The following is a 25,567-nucleotide window of genomic DNA, read 5'->3' as shown; positions in this document are numbered from 1 at the left end:
CGGGATATCCGCGAATGTTGGGGCGGCCAATGGCAGTGGCCAAGTGCTTCGAGGCGGATGGCCGGCCTCCTGTCCATTCAAACCGAAGTGAACAGAAATGCACCGTTTGCGCCGTGGAACGAAGCTGAATCTAGGGTATGCTTACCGCTAACAGTGGTCTCGCCTTTCTTCCCGCGTCAACAGCGAATCATCCAGAACCATCCTCTCGCACATGACCAGCACGATGACGGAATGGAATCGGACGATTTTCCGTCCCAAAGGGACAACCCGATCCGATAACGGTTGTCTCGTCCTTTGCTGGATCGCCTGTCTTCTGGCAACTTCACCTGGCGACCTGTCTGCCCAAGGCGTCTGCGACCGGACGCCCCAGGTGCGGGACAAGCTCGTGGAGGTCACCGGGGTATCGGACTGTTCCGAGGTTGCAGTGGCACATCTGGCTGGTGTGACGACTTTGAACGTGAGAGAAAGCAGGATTGAATCCATTCAAAGCCATGACTTCCGTGGTCTGGTCAACCTCGAACAGCTCGTCTTAACTTCAAACTCCCTGAGAGAACTACCCGAAGATGCTTTTGCTGGATTGGACAGCCTGGTTGATCTGCAACTCGATTGGAACGAGCTCAGAAGCTTGCCGGAAGGGGTCTTCAGCGGCCTCCGAAACTTGCAACAGTTGAACCTTAGGGTAAATCGATTGCGAGAACTGCCGGAGGAAATACTTAAGGGATTAAACAGCCTGATCGACTTGCAACTCAATTGGAATCCCCTGAAGGCTCTACCGCAATCAGTCTTCGAGGAGACCGGTAACCTGCAACGGCTTATGTTGGATACAACCCTGCTCAGGCAACTTCCCGAAGGGATCTTCGACGGACTGAACAACTTGCAAGAGCTGAATCTTGACCGCAACGGCAATCTCACCGTCTTCCCCCCAGGTATCTTCGACGATGCACTCGCTACCTTGGGAAGCAATCCCGACAACGAAGGACTCGAAGTGCGTTCCTACTTGAAGGCCAGGTTGACCTTCGCCCCGGATACGCAAAGGGCAGCCCCGGGGCAAACCGTTAAAGCTACGGTGACGCTGCACCGCGTCCTGCCTGTAGCCGTGCGCGTGCCTTACACGGTTGGCGGTAGCGCTACTGCTGATAACCCAATTGGATTGTCGCCAACTCCTGAGGAAGGAGTGCTGTTTCTTGCGGGGGAAACCCGCAAGGACATTACCTTCACGCTTCCCGAAGCCGCAGACCTGCTGGGCAAGACTGTTGTGTTGACCTTGGGCCAAGCCTCCGAAATTGGCCTGCGTCGGGCGGATGGAACTGGACCGGACGCTCCATTCTTGAAGAGTGAGTCTTTGGTGACGCCTATTCCGGAGGCTGCCACTCAGGTTGTCTCGATATTCAATGGTTTTCCAGACTCCGACCTGGGCGGAATCTGTGATCGCACTCCCCAAGTCAGGGATACATTGGTAACACTCAGTGGGGAAACGGCATGTTCTAACGTTACGCGGGAACAACTGTCCAGAGTGACGACGCTGAATCTTCGCGAGGCCGGCATCAGTACCCTTCAGCCCGATGACTTCAGCGGACTGAATTCCCTGACCGACTTGAGTTTGTGGGAGAACCACCTGACTATCCTTCCCGCGGAAATATTTGCGGGCTTAGGGAAGCTGGAACGCCTGGAGATTCCGGGAAACGCGTTGCACACTCTACCCGAGGGAATATTTGCTGGACTGAAAAACCTCAAGTGGTTGGACTTGCGCGGCAACTATCTGACCACCCTGCGCGAGGACGCATTTGACGGCCTCACCAACCTGGAAACGCTGTGGATTAACACGAACTCCTTCGAAACACTGCCTGATCGGGTATTTCAGGGCCTCACCAATCTCAAGGAAATTTCTCTCAACTTCACCTTCCTTCCCACCTTGCCGGTGGACGTTTTCCAAGGGCTGACCAACCTGGAAACGTTGGGGTTGACCGACAACACACTGACTACTTTGCCGGAGGGAATTTTCCAGGGACTGACAAGCTTGGACGACCTCTTTATCTCCGGCAACTTACTCAGGGAACTGCCTGAAGGTGTCTTTCGTGGCCTGACCAAGATCGACAGCCTCTGGATGGGCGGAAACTTCTTGAGAGAATTGCCGGCCGGGATCTTTTCGGGCCTGACAAATCTGCGGAGTCTTATTATTTCCGAGAACTCCCTGATCTCAATTCCCGAAGGGATTTTCGACGGACTAAGCAACGTGCAGGATCTATGGCTGGACCACAACCTACTAAGAACCTTGCCCGAGGGAATCTTCCAGGATGTCAATAAGCTGGAATCACTGCTTCTTCACGAAAACTCACTAACCTCACTGCCCGGTGGGATCTTTAGCGGGCTCAGATCCCTGGGCACGCTGTGGTTAGTTGGCAACCGTTTAACTGTTTTACCCGCCGGTGTCTTCGACGACTCACTCGCTACTCTCAGCAGTTTGTTGATTGATCGCGGTTTCACAGCCTCTCTTGGATTCGCTTCGACGGCGCAGACAGTTTCCCCAGGTTCCGACGTCAAAGTGCCCCTGGTCTTGAGTCGGACCCTGCCGGTTGCGGTGCGGGTTCCCTACTCGGTGGGAGTAAATGCGCCGTCGGCCAGCTTGAGAGGACTCTCTCCTGCACCGGAAAGCGGGGTGATGTTCCGGGCTGGAGAAACCCACCAGGAAATCTCGTTCCGCCTGATCAACGATGCCGATTCCCGATCCGAGAGTAACGTGACGCTGTCCCTGGATGCGCTCTCCAAGATCGGACTGCGCCGGTCCGACGGCAAAGGTGAGGACGCTCCTTACCTGGAAACCGACACACTGGTATTGCGTCCGCCTGACGGTGTCAACCACACCGTTACCGTCCCAGGCTCCGATTCGCAGCAGCAAACGCCCTACTGTCTTTCTCTATGGGGCGGAGCACCCTGCTCCACCGTATCCATCCTGCCCGGTGTTTTCGCCGGTCCTATGGGTGAGAATCCGGCCGAAACCGAAGTCGTCATCACCAATATGGATCCGCAGCCCGTCGACTGCGAGATAGGGTTGCTGTTTCACGCAGGAATCCCTTCTGCTCCTGCGGTCACCTTCAACGGCCGATTCCATGAAAAAAACCTCATTCAAGTCACAGTGCCCAAGGGAGGAGCCGAGATCCTGACCCTTGGGGCTCCCGATGCTGAGGAGTTGGCAGTCGGCGCCCTGTATGTGTTCGCCCGGTCCCCTTGCGGCGCCGACTCGTTGCAGGTTCAGGCGCGTTATTTGATCGATGATGGGATTGAAGAAGGATTCGAGGAGTTGTTTTCGATGCCCGGCCAGTCCGCTAAAGATTGGTTGAGGCCTGGTGAGTGCCGCAGATTGACTGGTATTTTCGGAAATGGACGTAATGTCCTGCTCGCCTCGGCGAACTCCCAACCGGAACACGTGGCTCCGCCCGGAACTGCACTTCGTTTCCACGCCTTCGATCTAAAGGGCAAGTTTGTCGGTCGTCAGACAAGCCTCGACATCGAATGGAACCCCCAAATAAAGACGTCCTGGGAATTCGACCGACCCACAATCATTCAGATGTGCCTGGATGCCCCCAGCGACAGCCAATTCAAGCTGGCAATAGCGCCAATTGGATCCAAGTCCGGGGCCGCCAATATTCAATATGCGACTGAGAGTTTCCGCCATGAACCTGAACCAGAAGACACCGGTCCAGATCCTTGAGGATGCCATCCAAGCAAAACATAGAAAGACCGATGCGCGGTAAAGCGATTTCAAGGACAGGGTTAGGTTTCGTAGCAATCCTGTTTCTCGTAGTATCGCAAGACTCCTACCGTTCCCAAAACGCGCTGCCCAATCTCACGCCCGCTCAACCAAAGGGTTGGTCGGACAGCATCGTGGTTTCCAGGCGGCAAAGAACGCGGGTCGATAGCTCCCTGACAGCTTCCGACAATGTTTTTGTGGACTTCGCCGTGATCAACAGCGGCGATTCTCCCGTCACCGAATCTTTCCAAATCAACCTGTTGGTCAACGGTCAATTGTGGGAGAGCTTTCAGGTTCCGGCACCGCTGGAACCCAAGGTTTATCGATTTCGGGAGGACTTTCCAATCGGGCGCCTGGGTATCGGCACGCACACGGTTCGAATCGTTGCCGATGCCGGTGATACCGTAGCTGAGAGCAACGAATCCGACAACGATTACACCAAGACGATTTTCGTTGGCGGTGCCTGTGGATCGCTGGTTACGCGGGTAACGCCTCGTGGTTCCGGTGTTCTGATTCGGAGTCAGGATCCCAATTGCGCCGGCGCCACAGTTAGCATCAGCACTCTCTCACCCGCCAGCGAGGACTTGAGCACGGAACTCGGCATCGCCGGAGAGCCCCTGGTTGAAGCTCAACGAACCAGCAACTTTGTCTCTTTGAGGGAAAGAGTACGATCAGAAGGCAGGGCAAGAGTTATTGTGGGATTGAGGAACGATGATCGCCCTTTTTCCTCGGCGACCATCAGCTTGAAACAGGCAGAGGCTCGCACAGCCGGGGTAGCCCGGGTCCAACACTCTCTTCTGGTTCGACTTGGTAGCCACGACCTCTCCTCGGTCCGGCGGTTCAAATTCATTCCCTATATAGCAATGGAGGTGGACGGACCGACTCTGCAGACCCTTGCTTTAGACCCGGAAGTCGTCAGCATCGAAGAAGACATCGTCGTCCAGGTTATGGTGGATGAAAGCACGGCGCTGGTGGGTGCCCCCCATGCCTGGAGTCAAGGATACACTGGTGCGGGTCAAACCGTCGTCATCCTGGACACAGGAGTGGACAAGAGTCACCCCTTCCTCCAGGGCAGGGTGGTGTCCGAGGCTTGCTTTTCGGGTTCCGGCGAACAGCAGGAATCGTTTTGTCCCGGTGGCGCCAAGGAGTCGACCGAGCCCGGGTCGGCGAGACCTTGTACCCTCAGCGATTGCTTTCACGGAACGGCAATGGCCGGGGTAGCTGCCGGTAGCGGCATTGATTTCGCGGGAATGGCTCCCGACGCCGGGATCATTGCGGTCCAAGTATTTTCGAAATGCGGCGATGATTGCGTCGAGGCCTCTTCGAGCGACATTATTGCCGGACTGGAACGGGTCCTGGAACTGAGCGACGATTTCGACATCGCGGCCGTCAACATGAGTTTTGGCGGCGAGATCTTCTCCGAAGAATGCGACGACGAATTCCCGGCCACAAAAGCGGCGTTGGACAACCTTCGAGGGGTAAACATTGCACCCGTTGCGGCCTCCGGGAACGACGGTTCCGACGTGAGCATAAACTATCCTGCCTGCATCTCCAGCGCCATCAGTGTCGGATCGGTCAACGGAATCGGCACTGCCACAAGCCCCGATTCTGTTTCGAGAAGTTCCAACAGTTACCGCTGGTTGGATCTTTTGGCGCCGGGGCGGCGGATCACCACATCCATCCCGGGGGGAGGCTATAACCGATACAGTGGCACCTCTCTTTCGGTCCCTCACGTCACCGGTGCTTGGGCGCTGCTCAAGTCCAAGGCTCCTGATGCCTTGGTAGAACAGTTGCTGGGAGCGTTGAAAATGACCGGCACCCCTGTCGCCGACTCCAGAAACGACCTGGTCAAGCCCCGTATCCAGGTGGACGCTGCCCTTGACGCGGTGATCCCGCCGATGGCCTATGCCGCCGGCACCCAATTGACTCTGACGGCCCAATCCAATCCCGGCTTCCGCTTTGCCCGTTGGCGGGGATGCGATGCGCCCTCTGAAAATCGGTGTCTGGTCGAGATCAACGCGAACGCAAACGTCACGGCCGTCTTCGAACCGCTGGTCGACGACAACCCCGATCTGATTACAAATTCACTCGTGGCTCCCCCGACGGCAACGATCGGTGGTGAAGTCTCAATTTCCTCAGGGATACGCAATCAAGGAAAAACCGATGCCGGTCCTTTCCGATTGGGGTTCTATCTTTCTGCCGATCCAACCATTACCACTGAAGACACCTGGTTTGCCGACTGCTCATACGAGTCGGGCCTACCGGCCGGCAAATCTGAAACCTGCAGTCGTTCGTTTCCCATCCCTCCCCGGGTCCGTCCCGGCCGCTACTACTTGGGCGCCATCGTGGACGATCTGGATCGGGTCGTCGAGAGCAGTGAGACCAACAATGAACGCGTGGCCGATTCGGGACCGATTGAAGTCCTGATTCCCCACCTGAGTTCGCGGTCCTTCATTCCGGTAGTCCTGACGGCCCCGGGTCTTAACGACTCTTTTTTCACTTCGGAGCTAACCCTGACCAACCGGGGTTCCGTTGAGGCTCGGCTCGACTACACCTACAGCGCCGCTATTGGAAGCGGAAGCGGCACAGCCTCCGACGTTCTTGCACCTGGACAGCAGAAGATCGAGCCCGATGCCATCGGCTATCTACGGAGTCTGGGTGTCCCTATCCCCGAGGTCGGTGACTGGCTTGGAACCTTGGGGATTACGGTTACGGGCTCTTCCCGAGTGCGCGTCCTGGTCCGGACTACTACGATCGTTCCAGACGGTCGCGCAGGTCTGGCCTATCCGGGCATTGCGGCGCAGTCAGGATTCCACGCGCCGGTCTACTTGTGCGGCTTGCGCCAGAATTCTCTCGACCGCTCCAATGTGGCCTTCCAGAATATGGGTTCCACAGAAGATGGCCCGGTTACATTGAGGACCACGGTTTTTTCAGCTGACGCAAGCGATGTAACTGTCCACGTCCTGGAGGATGTGACCCTGGCGCCGGGAGGCTTCCATCAGTATTCGGGAGTTTTGGGGACCACCACCAACGGTTACGTCAAGGTGGAGCGGGTCGACGGAACCGCCCCCTTCTATGCATACGGCGTCATCAACGACCAAGCCAACTCGGACGGCTCGTTCGTCTTTCCGGTCACGGTCGGCTCGCTTGAAGGCAGCCTGCGTCAGACCCTTCCGGTTATCGTAGAGACAAACAATTTTACCAGCGAATTAACGGTGACCAACATCTCCGGACAGACCAGAACTCTCCACTTCAGCTTTGTGGCGGAGGGGCTCACCACTCCCGACCGCACGGCCCGCTTCAGCCTGACGCTGGAACCCGGCCAGCAACGTATCATCCCCGACGTCATCGACACCGAAATGCGCCGGAAGGGCATCGAAGGCCTGAGGCCGTCGAAGGGCGGACTGGCCGGAGCTCTGTTCGCCACGCTTGACGGTGGCGACATGAACGGGATCGTGATCGGGGCCCGCACCGGTACGCCCGATGGTCGCGGCGGCCAATACGGACTTTTCTACCATGCAGTGCCCGACGGTGCGGCATTAACCGGCCACGCCTGGGTTGACGGGCTTCAGCAGGACACGGAGAACCGGAGCAACCTGGCCCTGGTCAATACCGGAGAAGTCGATGACAGCGCCAGCGTCTTCGATCTCGACATCTATGACGGAGACACCGGCAGGCTGGTCAGGACGATCACAACGCGACCGCTCCGCTCGCGGTACTGGCGCCAGTTCAACTCCATCCTGGCCAACCACGCCCCGGCAACCACCCAGGGCTACGTCCGCATCCGGAAGACCTCCGGAAACAACCCCTTCCTGGCCTACGGGGTCGTCAACGACGGAGGCGCTCCGGGCCACCGTAGCGGCGACGGGGCCTATGTGCCGGCGCGGGAGTAGGAGTTCTGCTGCACGGTTCAGGGACCTGCCCGGAAACGACTGATCGGCCAATGACCCCGCAGCCGATCAGCGCCTCCATTCGAAAAAGCCGATCTTCTCCAAGCCCAACTTGAGCTGGCGGGCATCGTCGGCGGCAAGGGGAGGGTTGGGAGGCCGGGGGTCTCCGCAATCCAGATCCAGCCACTTGAGAATCTGCTTCATGGCGGCCAGGACGTTGAAGCCCGCCAGCACTCGCACCGTCCGGTTGATTCCCCTCTGCAGTTCCAGGCCCCGCTCCCAGTCACGGTCCAGGAAGGCGCGGTAGAGGTTCACGAACACCTTCAGCATCACCGGATAGGTGGAACCGATCCCTCCCACGCAGCCGGCCATCAACCCGTACCAGAGCACCTGGTCCTCGCCGTTGAACACGGTAATCCTGCCGTCGTCGATGGCGGCCGTCAGGGTTATCTGGGTCAGATTGCCGCTGGAATCCTTGAGGCCCACCACGCCCGGAATGCGGATGAGCCGCTCGAAGATGCGGGTGTCCAGGTTGAGGGCAATGCGGCCGGGAATGTTGTAGGCCAGCACCGGACGCTCGGCCGCCTCGGCCACCTGCCGATAGAACTCGACCAGTCCGTCCAGGTCGGGCTGATAAAAATAGGCAGGGGGCATGCTGGCCACCGCATCGGCTCCCGCCCGACCGGCATGACGGGCCAGGCTCACCGCGTCGGGATTCTGGAAGGCCCCCACGTGTGCAATCACCGGGACCCTGCCCTGGACGGCATCCAGCACGATTTCGAGCACCTGCTGACGCTCCGGCACCGTCAGCAGCAGGCCTTCACCCCCTCCCCCGCAGACGTAAAAGCCGTTTACGCCGACCTCCAGGGCATGCCGCACCAATTTGCGCAGACCGGCCTCGCTGACGGCGCCATGGGCGTCGAACGGGGTCATGATGGCCGGATAGATTCCCTTGAGTTCCTTCATGGGCGAGTCACCTCCTGATGCGCTGTTTCCGCGTGGCTCAGCGGTAATCGATGGATACGGAACGCAGGACCGGGGCTCCGGTCCCGTTGGGGCCGACCAGCGTCGCTTTGAACTGCAGGTAGCGGGTCGGGGTCTCCAGTCCCTTCAGCGAAACGCGGCGGCCGGCGTAGAGGCTGCCTTCGCCGTCGGGCCCGCTCCAGGCAGCCTGGCGGAGGGCTTCGATACTGTCTGCTCCTCTCACCTGGAACTCGACGGCCGAGGCAAAGGGCGTTTCGCCTTCCCAAGCGAGGGTCTGGAAGCGCACCGGGCTCCCGGCGTCGAAGACTTCTGAAACGTAATCGTAGCGGTCTCCCCGATCGGAGACGTGCCCCACGTCCACCCCGGCCAGGAAATGGGGGCCGAGTCCCGGAAGAAGCTGGCGCCTTTCGGGAGAGAAGCCCTGGGGAGTCCCCTCGTAGAGAAAGGACAGGTTGCGGTGGGCGCTCTTCAGCTTGTGGCAGGCAAACAGCAGGTCGGTGACGCCGTCGTTGTTGAAATCGGCGGCCATCACGCCCGAACCCGAGTGGGTGGGGATGTGGGTGACGCGGGAGGCGTCGAACCTGCCATCGGCGTTCCAGTAGATGTAGGAGGGGTGGGAGCGGGTCTCGCCCGCATGGTAGCTGGTAGCCACGATATCCAGGAGGCCGTCCGCGTTGAGGTCGGCCACGGCCACCCCCTCCGGCCCCATGGCGGGCAGCCGCGTCACCCGCTCCGCCTGGTAGCCCGCGGCCGCTCCCCAGTAGACCAGAACGTCGCTCTCCCGCCCCCCTTCGGCCGACATCAGGTTGGTCGCCAGCAGTTCCAGCCAACCGTCTCCGTTGAGGTCGGCGATCTCGGTGGCAACTGCCAGGCCCGCCGGCAGGGTCTTCCTGTTGGCGTTGTCGAAGCCGTCGGGGCCGTTCCAGAAGATCACCAGCTCGCGATTGACCGTTGGGAAAACCACGTCCAGCCAGCCGTCCCCGTTCAGGTCGGCAATGCTCTGGCAGCGGACGCCCTCCACCTGAAAGGTGAAGCGATGGTTGCGGGCAAATCCCATGGGGCCGCCCCAATAGAGGTCGGTCCCATGCCTGGCGGCATACTCGCTGAGGACCAGGTCCAGGTAGCCGTCTCGATTGAAGTCGGCTGCCCGGGCCGAGAAAGCCATCTCGGAGGAGACCACGGTCTTGCGGGTTGAGCTGAAGCCCCGGGGCGAACCCCAGTAGATCGCCGATTCCGGACCTCCCATGTAGATGTCCACCCAGCCGTCGTTGTCGATATCGGCGGAGGAGTACCCCTCCCCGGGGGAACCGAAGGGGTGGTAGAGATCCAGGCGCTGATCCACGCTGTACTTGCCCTCTTCATTGCCCCAGTAGATATAGGCCGGCACCGGGTCGCCCGCTGAACCGTCGATGCGGTTCACAAAGACCAGGTCGGACTTGCCGTCCCGATCGAAATCGGCGCTGCCGGCGGCGGCTGCCCCCAGGGTGGTCAACTCCAGCCGTCGAGTGGTGTCGAACCCCGCCGGACCGCCCCAGTAGACGTAGGAGGGCGCCCGGTGGGAACGGGCGTTGTGCTCGTTGCTGAAGACCAGGTCGGGGTAACCGTCCCGGTTCAGGTCCTCGATGAGGCAGTCGGTCGGATTCAGGGTGGGCAGGACGGTTCGGCGGCGAGGCTCGAATCCGTCGGCGCTGTTCCAGAAAATGGGCGAGCCGCTCCCCGGCCCGGGCGCGGCATGGCCGGACTTCTGGGGTCCGTTGGCGAAAACCAGGTCCGGCAGCCCATCCTTGTCGAGATCCGCCGCCGCCACGCCGCTGGCCGCCACGGTCGGCAGCTCCAGGCGGCTCTCGGCGCTGTAGCCCCGGCTCGATCCCCAGTAGACGAAGGAACGGATGGATTCGCTGTCGACGTCGGTATCCCACTCGCTGCGGTCGTCGGGCTCGCGCATGAGCGGACGGTAGCGGTTGGCCAGAACGATCTCGGGGACCCGGTCTCCGTTGAGATCGGCCAGGGCCACGGCCGAGCTGCGCTCCCCGGGCAACACTGTGCGGCGGTCGGCCGAGTATTTCCCTCCGGCGCCGCCCCAATAGATCATGGCGCCGCCGAGATCGGCGCCGCTTCCCTCGTTGGCGAAGACGATCTCGGGAAAGCCGTCCCGGTCGAGGTCCGAGACAGCCACGTCGGTGGCCGCGGCGGTGGGCAGGGACTGGCGCCGCTCGACGGAAAACCCCTCCTTCGAACCCCAATAGAGGAAGGAGGCGTTCTCGGGGCCGGAAGGCCGGCCGCCGGTCCAGGCGCTGTTGGCGAAGACGATCTCGGGAGAGCCGTCCCCATTGAGGTCGGCGACGGCAGCCGCCATGCCTCCCAGGGTCGGCAACTCGGTTCTGCGCCCGGCGTCAAAGCCCTGGGCGCCGCCCCAGTAGATGAAGCTGTCCAGGTTGCTCTTGATTCCGTTGCGCCCGTTGACCACCACCAGGTCGGTGAAGCCATCCCCATTGAGATCGCCCAGGGCCTGGCCGGTTCCGCCGCCACTGGGAAGACGGGTGCGGCGCCCGACATGGTTCTCGTCCACGCCCCAGTAGATGAAGAGATCGATCTGCTCGTTGTTGTCATGGGTGTTGGGGAGGACGATGTCGATGAAACCGTCCCGGTTGAGGTCCCAGAGGTTGATGAGCTTCACCTCCCCGGCGGCGGTGACGTAGGTGTTGGCGCCGGCGTCGCCCAGGGTTCCCCGATTGAACTCCAGAAAGCTGGAGACGGTCCAGCGCTTGGAGGCAATTGAATCTTGAGATCGGTATTGAGACCCGCCCCACGCCAACAGGACACAGACCGCCGCAAGACCCGAGATCATCATTCTGCCTGGTGTTGCAGCCATGAGCTCACTCCCTGCCGGAGACCGGGCAGGCCTTGCCGACCATCGTCTCCACAAATTTCTCGAAGTACCGGTCCCCGTCATTCAGAAGCAAGCCCGCCCTTTTGTCAATAGGGTTTCTTGACTCCCTACCCTCCTTGACTCCCGTTCGAGGGGCCGACTAGAATCCCCGGTCAAGAAGCACCCATCCCTTGTCAACGGCAACAGCGCCGTCAGGAGTCTTCCCATGGAAGAAGCCCGCCCCGTCCGGCCGGAGGAACTGGACCAGACCCTGTCCCTGGTGAACAAGGTCTTCAGGACCGGCGTCGGCCAGGACATGTCCACCGATTACCCCCTGGTTTTCACCCCGGGCAACCTGGACAACCTTCGGGTGGTGTCGGAGGGCGGCAACATCTTCAGCCATGCGGCCATGGCGCGCCGGGAGTTGCGGGAGCACGGCTGCGCCCTTCCCGTCAGCATGATCTGCGCCGTGGCCACCGATCCGGAACGCCGGCGGCGCGGAGCCGCCAGCAGGATCATGGAGGACGCCGTCGAGGCCATGGCCGCCCGGGGCGACGCCTTCGGGCTGCTGTGGACCGGACCCGCCCGGGACTTTTACCGGCGCCTGGGCTGGGAGGTGGTGGGGTCCAACGGCTGGGCCTACCAGGTGGAACCCCAACTGGCCGGCCGGTTCGAGCAGCTTCTGCCCGTTCGCCCGTTTCAAGGCGGGACTGACTTGGACAGGATCATCGAGATTCACGAGGGCCAACCGCGCCGGTTGACCCGGACTCAGGCCGAATACCTGACGCTGCTCAGCCTTCCCAAGTCGGAAGTCTGGGTGGCGGAGGAGAAGGGACGGGTGGAAGGCTACCTGGTGGTTGCCCGGGCTTACAACAAGTCGGGGGTGGTGGAGTGGGGGGGGACCTCAGGGGCCCTGTCCTCGCTGCTGGCCCGGGTGCTGCCCGAGCCGGCAGGCGAACGGATGCAGGTGTTCGTGCCCCTCCCCGACAATCCCATGACCGAGCTGTTGACCGGTCGCGGCTGCCGAACCCGCATCCCCATGGAGATAGCCGACGGCTGCGGCCTGAAGATGGTGAGGATTCTTTCTCTGGGGAATCTGCTGCAGCAGCTCTCTCCCTGTCTGAAGAGTCGCCTGACGGGATGCGCCGGCCAGGTGAGCCTGTCGGTCCGTGAAACGGGAGAGCGCGTGGACCTGAGGTGGGACGGGACCGATCTGGAGGTCGGCGGAGGCCGAAGCTCCAGCCCTCAGGACGGCGGGCAGGAGCTTTCTCTTCGCCAGGCTGCGCGGCTGGTCTTCGGACCCGAAAAGCCGTCCCAGATCCTCGACCTTGCGCAGGAAGCCGCCGAGGGCCTGGATCGGGCCTTCCCCTTCGGCTTCCACATCTGGATGCTGGACTACGTGTGAGCGGCGGTTCGTCTATCCCGGCCTGACCGCGGCGACCCTGTCCAGGTAGGCGCGTCCGGCCTCCTCGAGCCAGGCATTGTAGTTGGTCAGGAAGAACCGTACCCCCAAATCGTAGTAGTGCTGCAGTTTGTCCTCGTACCCCAGCGCGCCTGGCGTCCTCCCCGAGGCCACGATCTGTCGAATCGCCTCCTCCACCACCGCTTCCACCTTGGGGTCCCTGTGCTTGCCGACCATCCCCATGGTCTGGGCCAGATCCCCGGGCGCCACGAAAAAGACGTCGATGTGGTCGACCGAAAGGATATCCTCCAGATTCTCCACCGCCTGCATCTCCTCGATCAGGACGATGACCAGAGTCTCCAGGTTGGCCCGCTCATGAAAGTCGGAGGTGCCGTAGGATCTCCTGCCTGAGAAGATGCCCCGCCTGCCCGCCGGCGCAAAAAAGGCCGATTCCACAACCCGTTCCGCCTCGGCCCTTCTGCTGACGTGAGGGACCACGATGCCGTTGACACCCAGGTCCAGAACGCGCGTGATCACTCCGGGATCGTTCTGGTGCAGGCGGGCGACCGAAGCCATTCCCCACAGGTCGCACGCCCTGGAGAGATCGCCGATCCCCCCCCAGCTCACCGAACCGTGCTCCCCCTCCAGCCAGATCCCGTCAAAGCCGAGTGGACCCAGAAAGTCGATGGTGTCGCTGGTATGGCTGTGTCCTCCGACGGCAATGGCCACCTCTCCCTTGTTGAGCTTTTCCTTGACTCGATTCCCTCGCATATTCTCTTTCGCCTCCTTTGGGTGAACATACCCCAAGACCGCACCGCCAGCAACAAAACGTTTTCCCCGGTCCAAAACAGAGCCGGTGCGGCGGCGACACCGCCAGAGGAGAGATTCCTGCCTGCAGGAACCGTCTTCTTCGCATCCACTGTTTTCCCTGCAACCACCAGACGCACCCAAGGCAACATTCGGCCGGGGCGTCTTCGCCCCTGGCGACACCGGCGAGCCATCGACCCCTGATCGGCTCCCGCGGATCGGAGTTTGTACCTTGACCCGGCAGAAGCTTTGTCATAGGCTCCTGTCCCGGACATTCCGTGAACAGGCCGCGTCTTCGTTCCGATTCGCGCTGGCAGGTGGGACCTCGAGGTTTGGAGGCCGGCCGGCGGCCTTTTCCCGCCTGGATTGCCTCAAGCAAGAGAAACCTAGAGCATGAAAATCAACCGCAGGAAATTTCTGAGTCAGTCGATGGCAGCTTCCGCCGGCCTGGCCACACTGCCTTCCCTGGCCGGCGGCCGCCCCTCCAAAGAGAAATATCGTGTCGGCATCATCGGTTGCGGTCGCATGGGACAGTACTTCGCCGAGGTCTATCGGGCTCTGCCCGACACCGAACTGGTCGCCATTGCCGAGTGGAATCCGGAACGGCGCAAGATCGTGGGAGAACGCTTCGGAGTCAAGGCGCTCTTCAAGGATGTCAACGCCATGCTGAAGGAAGTCGTTCCCGACTTGGCGGCTGTCATCACGCCCAGCAAATACATGAAGGAAGCCGTTATCGCCTGTGCCGAAGCCGGGGTCAAGGGTGTGTCCACCGACAAACCCATGGCCGCCAGGCTGGCTGATGCCGATGCCATGGTGGAAGCCTGTCGGAAACGGGGAGTCGTTTTTGCGGGTGGCAATCTGCAGCGTGCCATGCCCGAAGTTCAGGAAGCCGGCCAACGCTTGAACGCGGGTAAATACGGTCAGCCTCTGGGAATGGCCGTGCACGGATTCGGAGGCGAGATCTCCGGCGGAGGTTGCCAACACATTTCCGTGCTGCGCCTCTTTGCCGGCGCCGAGGTCGAAGAGGTCATGGCATGGGCCGGGCCTCCGGAGGCCCTCAAGCAAAAGGATGACAAGGGGCTCAACGTCAATGCCCTGTTCCGAATGAGCCGCGGGCCCGATTGCCAGGTCTTCGGGCTCACCCAACCCTACGGGACCCGACAGCTCAGCGGGGTGGACGTGTGGAGCGAGGACGCCCTCGTCCGCTGGAAATGGGCGAAACCCGAAATCTACCAGGGGACCGGCAGCGGCGGTTCCCGCCGTCTCATCGATCCCGGCTATCGCCTCTTCTCCTGGCGCCGTATCCTGGACCAGGTTCCCGGCCTGCGAAAGGGCGACGACTACCTGGTGGCCTCCATCCGTTCCTTCGTGGATGCCGTCAGAAGCGGGAGCGAACTGTGGATCTCGGGCCACGACCTGAGACAGGCTCTCGAGGTGGCCATTGCCTGCAAGCTTTCGGCCCTGCAAGGCAATCGTCCTGTCCAGCTCCCTCTGAAGGACCGAGCGCTGGCGTTGTATCCGAGGCCCTACCGCTGGCTGGGAGGAGACGCCACCGAGAACCCGCAATCGACTGACGACGCGGCAGGGGGGATCCTGTGAAACCTGCTCTGAATCGCCGGCAATTTCTGGGCGGAGCCGCCCTGGCGGCCCCGGGCCTTCTGGCCCCAAGCGGAGCTGCTTCGGCAGCCGGGCCGCAATCCAAGCCAAAGCGGGGATCCAGGCCGCGGCGCACCATGTACTTCAACGACGCCCGCCACTACTACCTCTACGCCTTCGAACCGCCCATGACCATGGAGGACGCCTGGCGTCCGGTGGACGAACTGGTGGAGACCTCGGTAGATACGCTGATCTACGGGGTGGAAACCGGAGGCGGGCTGTTCAGCGACACCAAGGTGGGCCGGCGGGCCATGTCGCAGGCGCTCCCCTTCGACAGCTCCTATTACTGGCGGGCCTGGTACAACATGCAGAGCCTGATCGATCGGGGGCTGGACCCCTTGCAGGTGCTGATCGATCGGGCGCACCAACGCCATCTGGACTTCATCATCAGCATGCGCATGGGCGGAGCACCCAGGGACCCTCGCTATGTCATCGGCACCTCGGGACCGGCCGCCGGAGGCGGAGGCCGCCTGGAGAACAACATGGACTTCGCCCATCCCTGGGTCAGGGACACGCAGTTCTCCTGGATGGAGGAACTGGCAAGCTACCCGGCCGAAGGCATCGAGTACGATTTCGCCTTCACTCCCTACTATTTCAAGCCGAGCGAGGTCGAAGGCCACACGCCCCTGATGACCGCCTACGTGCGCCGGCTCTCGGAGATGATTCGAAGCAAGGGAGAGAACCGGATCGTGGGGGCCCGGGTCTTTCCGACCGAGGCCATGAATCGTTCGCTGGGACTGGACGTAAGGACCTGGGTGGAGGAGAAGCTGGTCGACTACCTGGCGCCCCTCTACTACGGTTACTTCCTGCTGGACCCCAATCTGCCCTTCGAGCCGCTGGTCGAACTGGCCCGGCCGGCCGGGGCCGAGGTCTACCCTGTTCTGCAGCCCTACTTCATGCAGCACGAGAAGCATGCCAGCCCGGCCATGCTGCGCGCGGCCATCGCCAACTACTGGGCCAAGGGGGCGGACGGACTGATCGTGGCCCCCTGGTTCCCCTGGCCCTTCCGGGAGGAAGAGCGGGCGCTGCTGACCGACATCGGCGACCCCGAAGCCGTCAAGGAACGGACCAAGCACTACTTCGTCTCCCCGCGCGTGGAGGATGCGGCCGCCCTGGGCTACGACCACCCGCTCCCGTTGCAGTTGGAGGGGAAGAGCCCGAAGAGCTCATCCGTCCCCTTTTATGTCGCCGACGACTGCCGGTCGGACCGGGTGGGTCGGACTCGGTTGCTGCTGAGAGTGCGGAACCTGGTGGCCGCCGACAACCTGGAGTTGAGCCTCAACGGGAGCTCGCTGGGGGGAGAATCCATGCGGCGCACCAGCCACCGCTACGATTTCCAGTGGCTGGAGTACACCCTCCGCAAAGCGCTGCCTCGCCCCGGGGAGAATGTGCTGTCGGCCCGGCTGGCCTCCCGTCCCGAGGGGCTGGGCGGAGGGGTCACCATTGACCGGATGGAAATCCTGGTCGAGTACGAGGGTCCCCGGTCCATTTCCGACAGACCCGACATGCTGTAGACGGACCGGATGCGGGCGGGGCGCCCTCCCTCCCGGGCGATGTTGTCCCGGCAGTTTGAGTGAACCCCCAAAGCGGTGTCCGGATTCATCCGTTGGCGCCAGCCGATGGAAACCCTGCAATCCTTTTTTGTCAGAAGGAGTGAACCACGATGCGACGAAGAAGCTTCCTCTCGAGAACCTTGGCCGGCGCCGCCTCACTCGGCCTGTTGGGGGCCAAGAAGGCTGCGGCTCAACCGGGCCCGAAACCGGCACCCACCGATTCGTCCGGTCGAAAGCCCACCATGATGTTCTACCACGACGGGCGGCACCCGCTGATCTACATGTACGAACCTCCCATGCAGAAGGAAGAGTTCGAAACGGCCGTGGACGAGCTGCTGGGGACCCCCATCGAAGCCATCATGTTCACCATGGGAGACGGCCGGACGGTGCTGCACGACACCCAAGTGGGCGAACTGTGGGGGCACAACGTCAAGAAATGGCCACACCTGATCTTCCGGCGGGCCCACCAGAACGCCCGGGGGCTCATCGACGCCGGACACGATCCGCTGCGCGTCGTTTGCGACCGGGCCAGGGCCAAGGGGATCCTGATCTACCCGGTGCTGCTGGTTCAGCAGGGCACCGGCAAGCGGGGAACAGACACCCGTGGCTCGGATTTTCGATTCGACAACACTCACCTGGAGATTGGGGCCGGCGGCGGGGTGGATCCCGAGTTTCCGGGATTCCACGGCCTGGACTTCAAGCACGACGAAGTGCGGAACGAGCGGTTCGCCCTGGTCGAGGAAACCCTGAACCGCTACCCGGTGGACGGCTTCGAGCTTCAGCTCGACTACATGCCCTACTATTTCCGGCCGGACGAGGTGGATGCGGGGCGCCCCATCATGACGGAGTGGGTCGCCCGGGTGCACCGCGCCGTCAAGCAGAGCGGCGCCCAGCGCGAGCTGGCCATCCGCATTCCCACCAGCATCGAGGGTTGCTACTCGGTGGGGCTCGACGTCCGGGAATGGATCCGCCAGGGAATCGTGGACGTGCTCATCGGCCAAAACTTCTCGGGTCCCGAGCTGGTGGACCAGAACGCCGACTTCCGCCCCCTGGTGGCGGCCGCCAAGGGATCCCCGTGCCGAGTCCACGCGGCCATCCACAGCCACGTCGACTCCGATCGGCTGGGCGAGGCCACCGTCAAGATGATACGGGCCGCGGCCTGCAACTACTGGGACCAGGGCGTCGACGGGCTCTACCTGGCCCATTGGTTCAGCAACTGGCCCTACGAGGGAGACTTCTACGAAAAGCTGCGCGAGCTCCCCTATCCCGAGGTAATGGCCCCCAAGGACAAGACCTACTTCGTGACCACCATGACCGGCCGTTACCCCAGTCCTTCCACCGAGCCCGGACTCTCCATGCAGTTGCCGGCCGATCTGAAGGTCAACCGGCCGGTCAAGGTGGAGATGACCGTCAGCGACGATCTGCTCCGCTGGCACAAGGACGGCCGCGTCCATGAAGTCCTGCTGCGGGCCAGAGTGATCAATTCCACCGAGCTGGACCGGTTCAGCTTTCGCCTGAACGGGAAGGCCCTTCCCGTGTCCGGCTTGCGCAAGATCAATCAGCTCTACCGCATGGTGGCGCCGCGCTACCGGGTCAACAACTGCTACTGGCACATCTACCGGCTGGACCGCAGCCACTGGCCGCGCAAGGGCAGCAACACGGTGGAGATCACCCTGGCCCAAAGAGATCCCGACATCACTCCCCAGATCTTCCTGAGAGACCTGGAGCTGGACATCAAGTACCTGATGGGCAAGAACTTTCACCGGGGACAGGACCCCGACCTGGGTGAAGTGCAGTCCCTGACAGACTGAGGTCTGCAACCCCTGGGGATCCTGACGCCCCGGGGTGGTGAAGCAACCCATGAAACGGCGCCGCTTCTTCCAGACAGCTGCCGCAGCCGGCCTCGCCGGCGGGGCGGCCTCCCCTTCCCCGCACGCGCGGGCGGTGCAAGCCTCCGCTTCGGCTGACGGCGGGGCAGACCGCAAGCCCCGCATCATGTTCTACCACGACGGCCGTCATCCCCTCATCTACATGTACGAGCCCCCCATGCGAAAGGAGCAGTTCGAGTCGGCCGTGGACGAATTGCTGGGGACCCCGGTGGAAGCCCTGATGTTCACCATGGGTGACGGCCGCACCGTGCTGCACGACACCCGGGTGGGCGAGCTCTGGGGAGACCACCTCAGGAACAGCAAATGGCCCCACCTCATCTTCCGCCGCGCCTACCAGAACGCCAAGGGCCTGATCCGGGCCGGCCAGGACCCGCTCCGCGTCGTCTGCGACCGGGCCCGGAGCCGGGGAATGCTGATCTACCCGGTGCTGCTGGTCCAGCAGGGGACCGGAAAGCGCGGGGAGGACACCCGCGCCTCTGAGTTCCGCCTGAACCACCGCCACCTGGAATTCGGCGCCGGGGGCGGAGTGGATCCGTCCTTCCCCGGTTTCCACGGTCTGGACTTCAAGCACGAGGCAGTGCGCCGGGAGCGGTTCGCCCTGATCGAGGAAACGCTGCAGCGCTACCCGGTGGACGGCTTCGAGCTGCAGCTCAACTACATGCCCTACTACTTCCGCCCCGACGAGGTCGAGCCCGGGCGCCGGATCATGACCGAGTGGATCCGGCGGGTATACCGGGCGGTGAAGCGGAGCGGGGAGGGGCGCGAACTGGTGCTGCGAGTGCCGGCCAGCCTGGAGCAGTGCGAATCGGTGGGCATGGACATCCGGGAATGGCTGCGGCAAGGCATCGTGGACGTGCTCGTCCCGCAGGGGCCCGGCCGTTTCGATCCGATGCTGGACCTGGGGCCGATGCTGTCGGCCGCGCGTGGATCCTCTTGCCGCGTTCACGGCTACCTCCCCAGCACGGTGGATTCCGATCGCCTGATGGAGTCCACCCTCCCCGTCACCCGGGCCGCCGCCTGTAATCTGTGGGACCAGGGGGTGGACGGGCTCTACGTGGCCCAGTGGTTCAGCACCTGGCCCTACCGGAGCTCCTTTTACGAGCGGCTAAGGGAGCTGCCCCATCCCGATGTCATGGCTCCCCGGGACAAATACTATTTCCTGCAGACGACCACGGGACGCTACCCCGACCGGGGCGGGCGGCATCTCCCGGCGGAGCTGGAAGTCGACCGGCCGGTGAGCCTGGAATTCAGGATCAGCGACGAGCTGACGCGTTGGGCCAGGACGGGGCGGGTTCACCAGGTCCTGTTGCGGGTCCGGATGTCCAACACCACCGAGCTGGACCGCATCGTCTTCCGGCTGAACGGGAAGCCGCTTCCCGATTCGAGGTTGCGCAAGATCAACGAAATGTTTAAGCTCAAGATCCCGCGCTTCTTCCAGTTCGGTTACTGGTATGTTTACAAGCTGGACGCGGACCACTGGCCGGCCAGGGGCCTGAACCGCCTGGAGGTGGAACTGAAGCAGCGGGACCCGGAGGTCACGCCTCAGATCGCGGTGAGCAACCTGGAAGTGGAGATCAAGTACCTGCTGGGGAAGAACATGCGGCGGGACTCGGAGACCGATCTGGGCGAGCGGGAAAGTCTCAACGATCGGCATGGGAAGGCATGAATCGACGTCACTTCTTGCAGGGAGCTGGAATTCTCTTGACGGGCGGCAGCAGTCTCGACCGGGAAGCTCGGGCTTCCTCCCAAAGCGAGCGCCGGGTCCTGATCACCAGCGGTGAGACGGAGCTGGCCCAGGTCATTGCCGACCACCTCAGCCGCGACCGCGGTGTTCGGCTCACCGGTCTGACGGCTGTCCCCAGCCGTTTCCCCTTCACTGCCTGCCAACTGGATCACGACTCGGCCACCGACGAGCTGGTGCAGGGGGTGGAGGCCATCGTCCACGTGGCCGAGCCGCCTGCGGGCGCGGACGAGCGGGAACAGATCGACCACCTGACCCGCAGGACCTACAACCTGGCCAGGGCCGCCGTGGACGCCGGGGTCGACCGTCTTCTCTTTCTCAGCACACTGGAGCTGATGACGGGCTACGAGGAGGACTTCCTGGTCAGCGAACGCTGGCGGCCGCTTCCCACCACCCGGCCGTCCGTGCTGGCCAAGCACCTGGGCGAGTACACCTGCCGGGAGTTCGCCCGGGAACAAAAGCTGCAGGTGATCGTGCTTCGACTCGGCAAGGTGATAAAGGCCGCGGCCGTCAAGGGACAAGCCGCCGACCCCCTGTGGGTGGAGGAACGGGAAGTGGCACAGGCAGTCGCCGGCGCCCTGGACGCCAAGCTCTCCGACCACGCCCAGGGAGTAGGCCGCTGGAGAATCTTCCACGTGCAGTCGGAGTTCCCCGGCTCCCGCTTTCCGGTCGCCAACGCCAAGGGGGCATTGGGCTACCGGCCCTCGTTCAGGCCCTGAGGAGAATATCAGGTCAAGTCCATGAAAGTGCTCATCATCGGCGCCACCGGCTACCTGGGACCTCACGTGGTCAAGGCGCTAGAGGACCACCACCAACTCCTGCTCACCGATATAAAGCCCCCCAAGGAGGACACGCCCCATCCCTTCCGGAGGGTGGATGTCAGCTCCATGGAGCAGGTGCAGCGTGCCGCCGAGGGGATGGACGCCATCCTCAACCTTTCGGTGCTGAGGGAGCACCGGCGGATCGCCTTCGACGTGAACGCCCTGGGCTGCTACAACATCATGCAGGCGGCCGTGGACCATGGGATTCGCCGGGTCATCAACACCGGACCCCACTTCACCATCACCGGTCCCCTCTACGAGGGCATCGACCACGGCATCACGCCCGACGTCCCTCCCCACCCCAGCACCATCCTCTACGCCCTGACCAAGTCCCTGGGCCAGGAGATCTGCCGGGTGTTCAGCCAACACCACGACGTCTACGTCCTGGACTACCTGTTCTACAACTTTCGCGATCCCAAGCAGGTGAAGCGGGGCTCGGGAGGAGTGCCCTTCATCGTCTCCTGGGACGACGCCGGTGAGGCCTTCCGGCTCGGCCTGGAGATCGAACTGGACCGGCTGCCTTCCCGCTGCGAAATCTTCTTCATCTGCGCGGACATGCCCCAGGGGAAATTTCTCAACGAAAAGACCAGGCGGGTGCTGGGCTTCAAGCCCAAGGACGACCTGGCCTACCTCTGGCGCCGGCCCTGAAGGCCTTCCGACTCTGTATCCATGGGCTTACGGCAATGGCCACAATAGGCACAGAAACACAACTTGTGACATTTGTGCCTTTTGGGGTTAGACAGCCTTGGTCGCCAGGTCGCACCCGAAATTGAAATAGGCAGAACCTCAGGTTCGCCGGGACAATGACCTGCCCCGCCGCGAATATTGCAAATAGCTCAACGGACAGACCCATGATCCATCGCCGCCGTCTATTGAAGACCGCCGCCCTGGGAGCGGGGCTGGCTCCTTTTCACCTTTCCCTCTTGTCCGAAGCCCGGGCGAGGATGAAAATCGTCGAGATCGAGGAGCACGAAGTGGTCGCCCCCTTTCAAGACTACAATGCCGAGACGCTCTTCCGATATCACGGACTCTCCCTGCAGAGACGCATCATCTACGTGGTCAAGACGGACACGGGACTGGAGGGTTACGGAGAGAGCGGCGGCCCTCTGCGGAAGGGGCGGTTCAAGGACTACCTGGGCAGCGACCCGTTCGACTGGATGGCCGATACCGGCAACCTGCCCATGAACATGGCGGTTTACGACCTCATGGGGAAATTTCTGGGTCTGCCCGCCTGGAAGCTCCTGGGACCCAAGGTGCGCTCCTGGATACCGGTGGCGGCCTGGACCGTCTCGCGGCCGCCTGAAGAAATGGCGGAGGAAGTGCTTGACGTATCCCGGCGTGGCTACCACTGGCTCAAGTACCACGTGGATGTCCTGCAGAACGCCATCGATCAGACCGAGGCCATGCAGAAGGTCGCTCCCCCCGGCTTCAAGATTCACTACGACTTCAATGAGGACTCCACTTTCGAAGCCGTCTACCCGGTGCTGCGGGAGTTGGAAAAGTTTCCCGTCGCCGGACGGATCGAAGACCCTTTCCGTTCCGAAGATCGCGGCGGCTATCGCCTGCTGCGGGAGAAGTGCTCCATCCCCATCCTCATTCACCACGGCCCCCACGACGTCTTCATGAGAGACGGCCTCTGCGACGGCTTCATGGGCGGCCACGCTCCCGTAGGCCACGCCATGAAGCTGTCGGCCATGGCGGAGTCGACCAATACGCCCTTCATGCTCCAACAGACGGGCGGCATCATCAACCAGGCCTTCCTGGCCCATGAAGTGGCCGTGTTTCCCATGGCCGTCCTGGACCATGTCAACGGGTGCCATCTCTGGAAGGAGCAGGTGACGCGCGAGGACATGCCCGTGGTGGGAGGAAGCGTCGCGCTCCCGGAAGGACCCGGGCTGGGGATCAGCCTCGACCGGGAGAAGCTGAAGCGGCTGGCCCAGGCCCCGCGGCCCAGGCAAACCCGTTTCCTGGTGCGGACCCGCTATGAAGACGGCCTCAGCATTTATTTCCGGTTCGACCCCGATCTTCCCGGGGCCAACGTGAGGTTCCTCAATCCCCCCGGATTCGGGCAAAGATACTCCGGCTTCGGGCCCGACGTCCCCGGGCCGGTTCCGGGCTATGCCAATCCGGTAGTCAGCGACTTCTGGGACGAGACCGGTTCTGCGGAATTCGAGGCCATGTGGGAACGCACGGCGGAAGGTCCGGTGTGGGAGCAATCCGGCAAGCCCTGACCGATGCGGCCAGTGGATTCAATTGTAAAGGGAGCTTTTTGCAAAATTCGTGGCGGGGCAGGTCATCTTGCCGGCAAACCTGAGGTTCTGCCATTGTCATTATCGGGTGCGACCTGGTGATAAGGCCTGTCTAACCACAAAAAGCACAAGGGTCACAAATTGTGTTTTTGTGCCTTTTGTGGCCATTTCCGGTAATGGTCCCCCTGCCGAAATTTGCAAGAGCCCCAAGGAGGTGTCATGAGACGAAGACGGTTCCTCAAGACAGTCGGCGGCGGCTTGCTGGCCGGCCCCTGGTTGGGAGGCTTGACCTCGCCCCTTGTGAATCCGGGCTGGGGCCGCCCCGTTCCTGCCGGTAACAAGGGCCGCCGCATGCTGTCCAACCACGACGGCGCCATCATGGGGAGCGATCCTCCGCTGACCGCCGAGCACTTCCGCCAGGTGGTCCGGACCTACCAGGGAACCCCGGTCGATACCATCTGCTTCTGTCTGGGCGACCGCGAGGTCTACCACTATGAGAGCGAGGTCGCCGAGGTTTTCGGCCGCCGGCACGGAACCTTCAAAAGCGACTGGGAATGGCGCGTCTACGAAAATGTCCGGCGACTCATTGAATCGGGCAAGGGGCCCCTGGCGACCTTTGCCGAGGTGTGCCGGGAGGAAGGCATGGGCCTGTTCGGCTCCTTTCGCATGAACAGCCACTACGGCGTGGATCCCAGCTCCCCCAACCACAGCGAGTTTCGGCTCAAACACCCCCAATGGCTGATCGGGCACCCCGCCGGCTATTCCAAGGAGAGCAAGGAATGGGGGATCCGCATGGGCTTGAACTATGCCATCCCGGAAGTCCGCGAGCACATGGCGGCCACCATCACCGAGGTCTTCACCCGATTTCAGGTGGACGGCGTGGAGCTGGACTTCATGCGGCACCCGGCCTTTTTCAAGTTGCACGAGGCGGTGGAGAATCACCACCACATGACCGACATGCTGCGGCAAATCAAGCGCCGCCGGGACCAGGTAAGCCGGGAGACCGGCCGCAAGATCGAACTGGCCATGCGGGTCCCGCCCACCTTCGCCGACGCCCTGCGGGTGGGTCTGGACGTGCGCACCTGGATCCGGGAGGGCCTGGTGGACCTGCTCATTGCGGGAGGGGGCTTCATTCCCTTCGACATGCCCTTCGAATCGTTCGTGGAGGCGGCCCGCGGCACCGATTGCCGGGTGCTGGGCGGACTGGAGCTGCTCCGCTACATGAGCGGACCCACTGCCGACCTGGACGTCAACCGAGCCATCGCCATGCGCTTCTGGCAGGGCGGGGCCGACGGACTGCAGCTGTTCAACTACTTCGCCCAGGAAACGGATTGGAAGCGGCAGTTTTTCCGGGAAATCGGCGACCCCGAGCGGCTGGCCACCCTGGACAAACGCTACCAGATGGACAAGCGACGCTGGTTCCCCGGCGCATGGAACAACCACGGCGCAGCCTTTTCATCGGCGGTGCCGGCGGTGCAGCTCCCGGTGGACCTCACCGAGACGCCGCCCGGAGGCGGCCCCCGCCTGCGACTCAGGATTTCCGATGACCTGGAATCGGCCACGCGCAATGGCACCCTGGACAGTGTCAAGCTGCGCCTCCTGTTCGAGAACCGCACCCTAGAAGACCAGATCGAGGTCCATCTCAACGGGGAGCGCCTGCCCGACAAGCAGTCCCCCTCCTTCGACCTGGTCTCCTACTGGAACAGGAGGCGCGGTCCCTACCAAGGAGAGTATCTGACGGGGACCCTGGAATACGACGTCGCCACCCCGCCCCTGAAGCAGGGAATCAACGTCATCCAGGTTCGACTGGTGAAACGCACCCCCAAACTGACCACCCCCCTGAGACTGGGCCTGGTGGAGGCGTCGGTGAACTACAAGTCCGGTTGAAAGAAAAAAGAGTTATCCACGAAGGGACACGAAGGACCACGAAGACACAGGTAGAAAGACTGGAAAAACAA

General features: G+C 62.3%; 14 protein-coding genes. 11 read left to right on the top strand and 3 right to left on the bottom strand.

Annotated features, from left to right (window positions below; all coding sequences use genetic code 11):
• Nucleotides 1-370: 370 nt before the first annotated feature.
• Nucleotides 371-3,709: a leucine-rich repeat protein gene (locus OXI69_01625; protein ID MDE2664832.1), complete on the top strand. Its 3,339-nt coding sequence runs from the start codon at nucleotides 371-373 to the stop codon at nucleotides 3,707-3,709.
• A 173-nt stretch (nucleotides 3,710-3,882) separates the two neighbouring features.
• Entirely contained in the window at nucleotides 3,883-7,641 is a 3,759-nt protein-coding gene (locus OXI69_01620; GenBank protein ID MDE2664831.1) for a S8 family serine peptidase, read from the top strand.
• A 66-nt stretch (nucleotides 7,642-7,707) separates the two neighbouring features.
• On the opposite strand, the gene OXI69_01615 is transcribed toward OXI69_01620, so the two are convergent.
• Nucleotides 7,708-8,604 carry a dihydrodipicolinate synthase family protein gene (locus OXI69_01615; GenBank protein ID MDE2664830.1) on the bottom strand — a complete coding sequence of 299 codons (897 nt, stop codon included), beginning with the start codon at nucleotides 8,602-8,604 and terminating at the stop codon, nucleotides 7,708-7,710.
• Nucleotides 8,605-8,641: 37 nt separating this feature from the next.
• The gene (locus OXI69_01610) at nucleotides 8,642-11,494 is read right to left on the bottom strand and encodes a VCBS repeat-containing protein (protein MDE2664829.1); all 2,853 of its coding nucleotides are present in this window, start codon (nucleotides 11,492-11,494) and stop codon (nucleotides 8,642-8,644) included.
• 223 nt (nucleotides 11,495-11,717) lie between these two features.
• Between OXI69_01610 and OXI69_01605 the strand changes: the two genes are divergently transcribed.
• The gene (locus OXI69_01605) at nucleotides 11,718-12,896 is read left to right on the top strand and encodes a GNAT family N-acetyltransferase (protein MDE2664828.1); all 1,179 of its coding nucleotides are present in this window, start codon (nucleotides 11,718-11,720) and stop codon (nucleotides 12,894-12,896) included.
• 12 nt (nucleotides 12,897-12,908) lie between these two features.
• Here OXI69_01605 and OXI69_01600 read toward each other — a convergent pair whose 3' ends face one another.
• A complete protein-coding gene (locus OXI69_01600; protein MDE2664827.1) occupies nucleotides 12,909-13,664 on the bottom strand; it encodes an aldolase/citrate lyase family protein in 756 nt (251 codons plus the stop codon).
• Between the two features lie 429 nt (nucleotides 13,665-14,093).
• Between OXI69_01600 and OXI69_01595 the strand changes: the two genes are divergently transcribed.
• The 8 genes from OXI69_01595 to OXI69_01560 all read left to right on the top strand — a co-directional run bounded on the left by OXI69_01595 (nucleotide 14,094) and on the right by OXI69_01560 (nucleotide 25,496).
• Nucleotides 14,094-15,299, top strand: a complete 1,206-nt coding sequence (locus tag OXI69_01595) for a Gfo/Idh/MocA family oxidoreductase (GenBank protein ID MDE2664826.1) — start codon at nucleotides 14,094-14,096, stop codon at nucleotides 15,297-15,299.
• A complete protein-coding gene (locus OXI69_01590) occupies nucleotides 15,296-16,870 on the top strand; it encodes a hypothetical protein (GenBank protein MDE2664825.1) in 1,575 nt (524 codons plus the stop codon). Before OXI69_01595 ends, OXI69_01590 begins: the two co-directional genes overlap by 4 nt.
• Before the next feature lie 149 nt (nucleotides 16,871-17,019).
• A complete protein-coding gene (locus OXI69_01585; GenBank protein MDE2664824.1) occupies nucleotides 17,020-18,720 on the top strand; it encodes a hypothetical protein in 1,701 nt (566 codons plus the stop codon).
• Between the two features lie 49 nt (nucleotides 18,721-18,769).
• Nucleotides 18,770-20,464 (top strand): hypothetical protein, encoded by a 1,695-nt coding sequence (locus OXI69_01580; protein ID MDE2664823.1) that lies wholly within the window; start codon nucleotides 18,770-18,772, stop codon nucleotides 20,462-20,464.
• Nucleotides 20,461-21,258, top strand: coding sequence for an NAD(P)-dependent oxidoreductase (locus tag OXI69_01575; protein ID MDE2664822.1), 798 nt, complete (start codon nucleotides 20,461-20,463; stop codon nucleotides 21,256-21,258). Before OXI69_01580 ends, OXI69_01575 begins: the two co-directional genes overlap by 4 nt.
• 21 nt (nucleotides 21,259-21,279) lie before the next feature.
• Complete coding sequence (locus OXI69_01570; GenBank protein ID MDE2664821.1) at nucleotides 21,280-22,008, top strand: NAD(P)-dependent oxidoreductase; 729 nt, start codon at nucleotides 21,280-21,282, stop codon at nucleotides 22,006-22,008.
• A 203-nt stretch (nucleotides 22,009-22,211) separates the two neighbouring features.
• Nucleotides 22,212-23,591, top strand: coding sequence for a hypothetical protein (locus tag OXI69_01565; GenBank protein MDE2664820.1), 1,380 nt, complete (start codon nucleotides 22,212-22,214; stop codon nucleotides 23,589-23,591).
• A 237-nt stretch (nucleotides 23,592-23,828) separates the two neighbouring features.
• Complete coding sequence (locus tag OXI69_01560; GenBank protein MDE2664819.1) at nucleotides 23,829-25,496, top strand: family 10 glycosylhydrolase; 1,668 nt, start codon at nucleotides 23,829-23,831, stop codon at nucleotides 25,494-25,496.
• The last annotated feature ends 71 nt before the right edge of the window (nucleotides 25,497-25,567 follow it).

The organism is Acidobacteriota bacterium, from assembly GCA_028875575.1.
GTDB lineage: Bacteria > Acidobacteriota > Terriglobia > Versatilivoradales > Versatilivoraceae > Versatilivorator.
The sequence above is the reverse complement of the archived record's forward strand: the minus strand, read 5'-3'. Positions and strand labels throughout refer to the sequence as shown.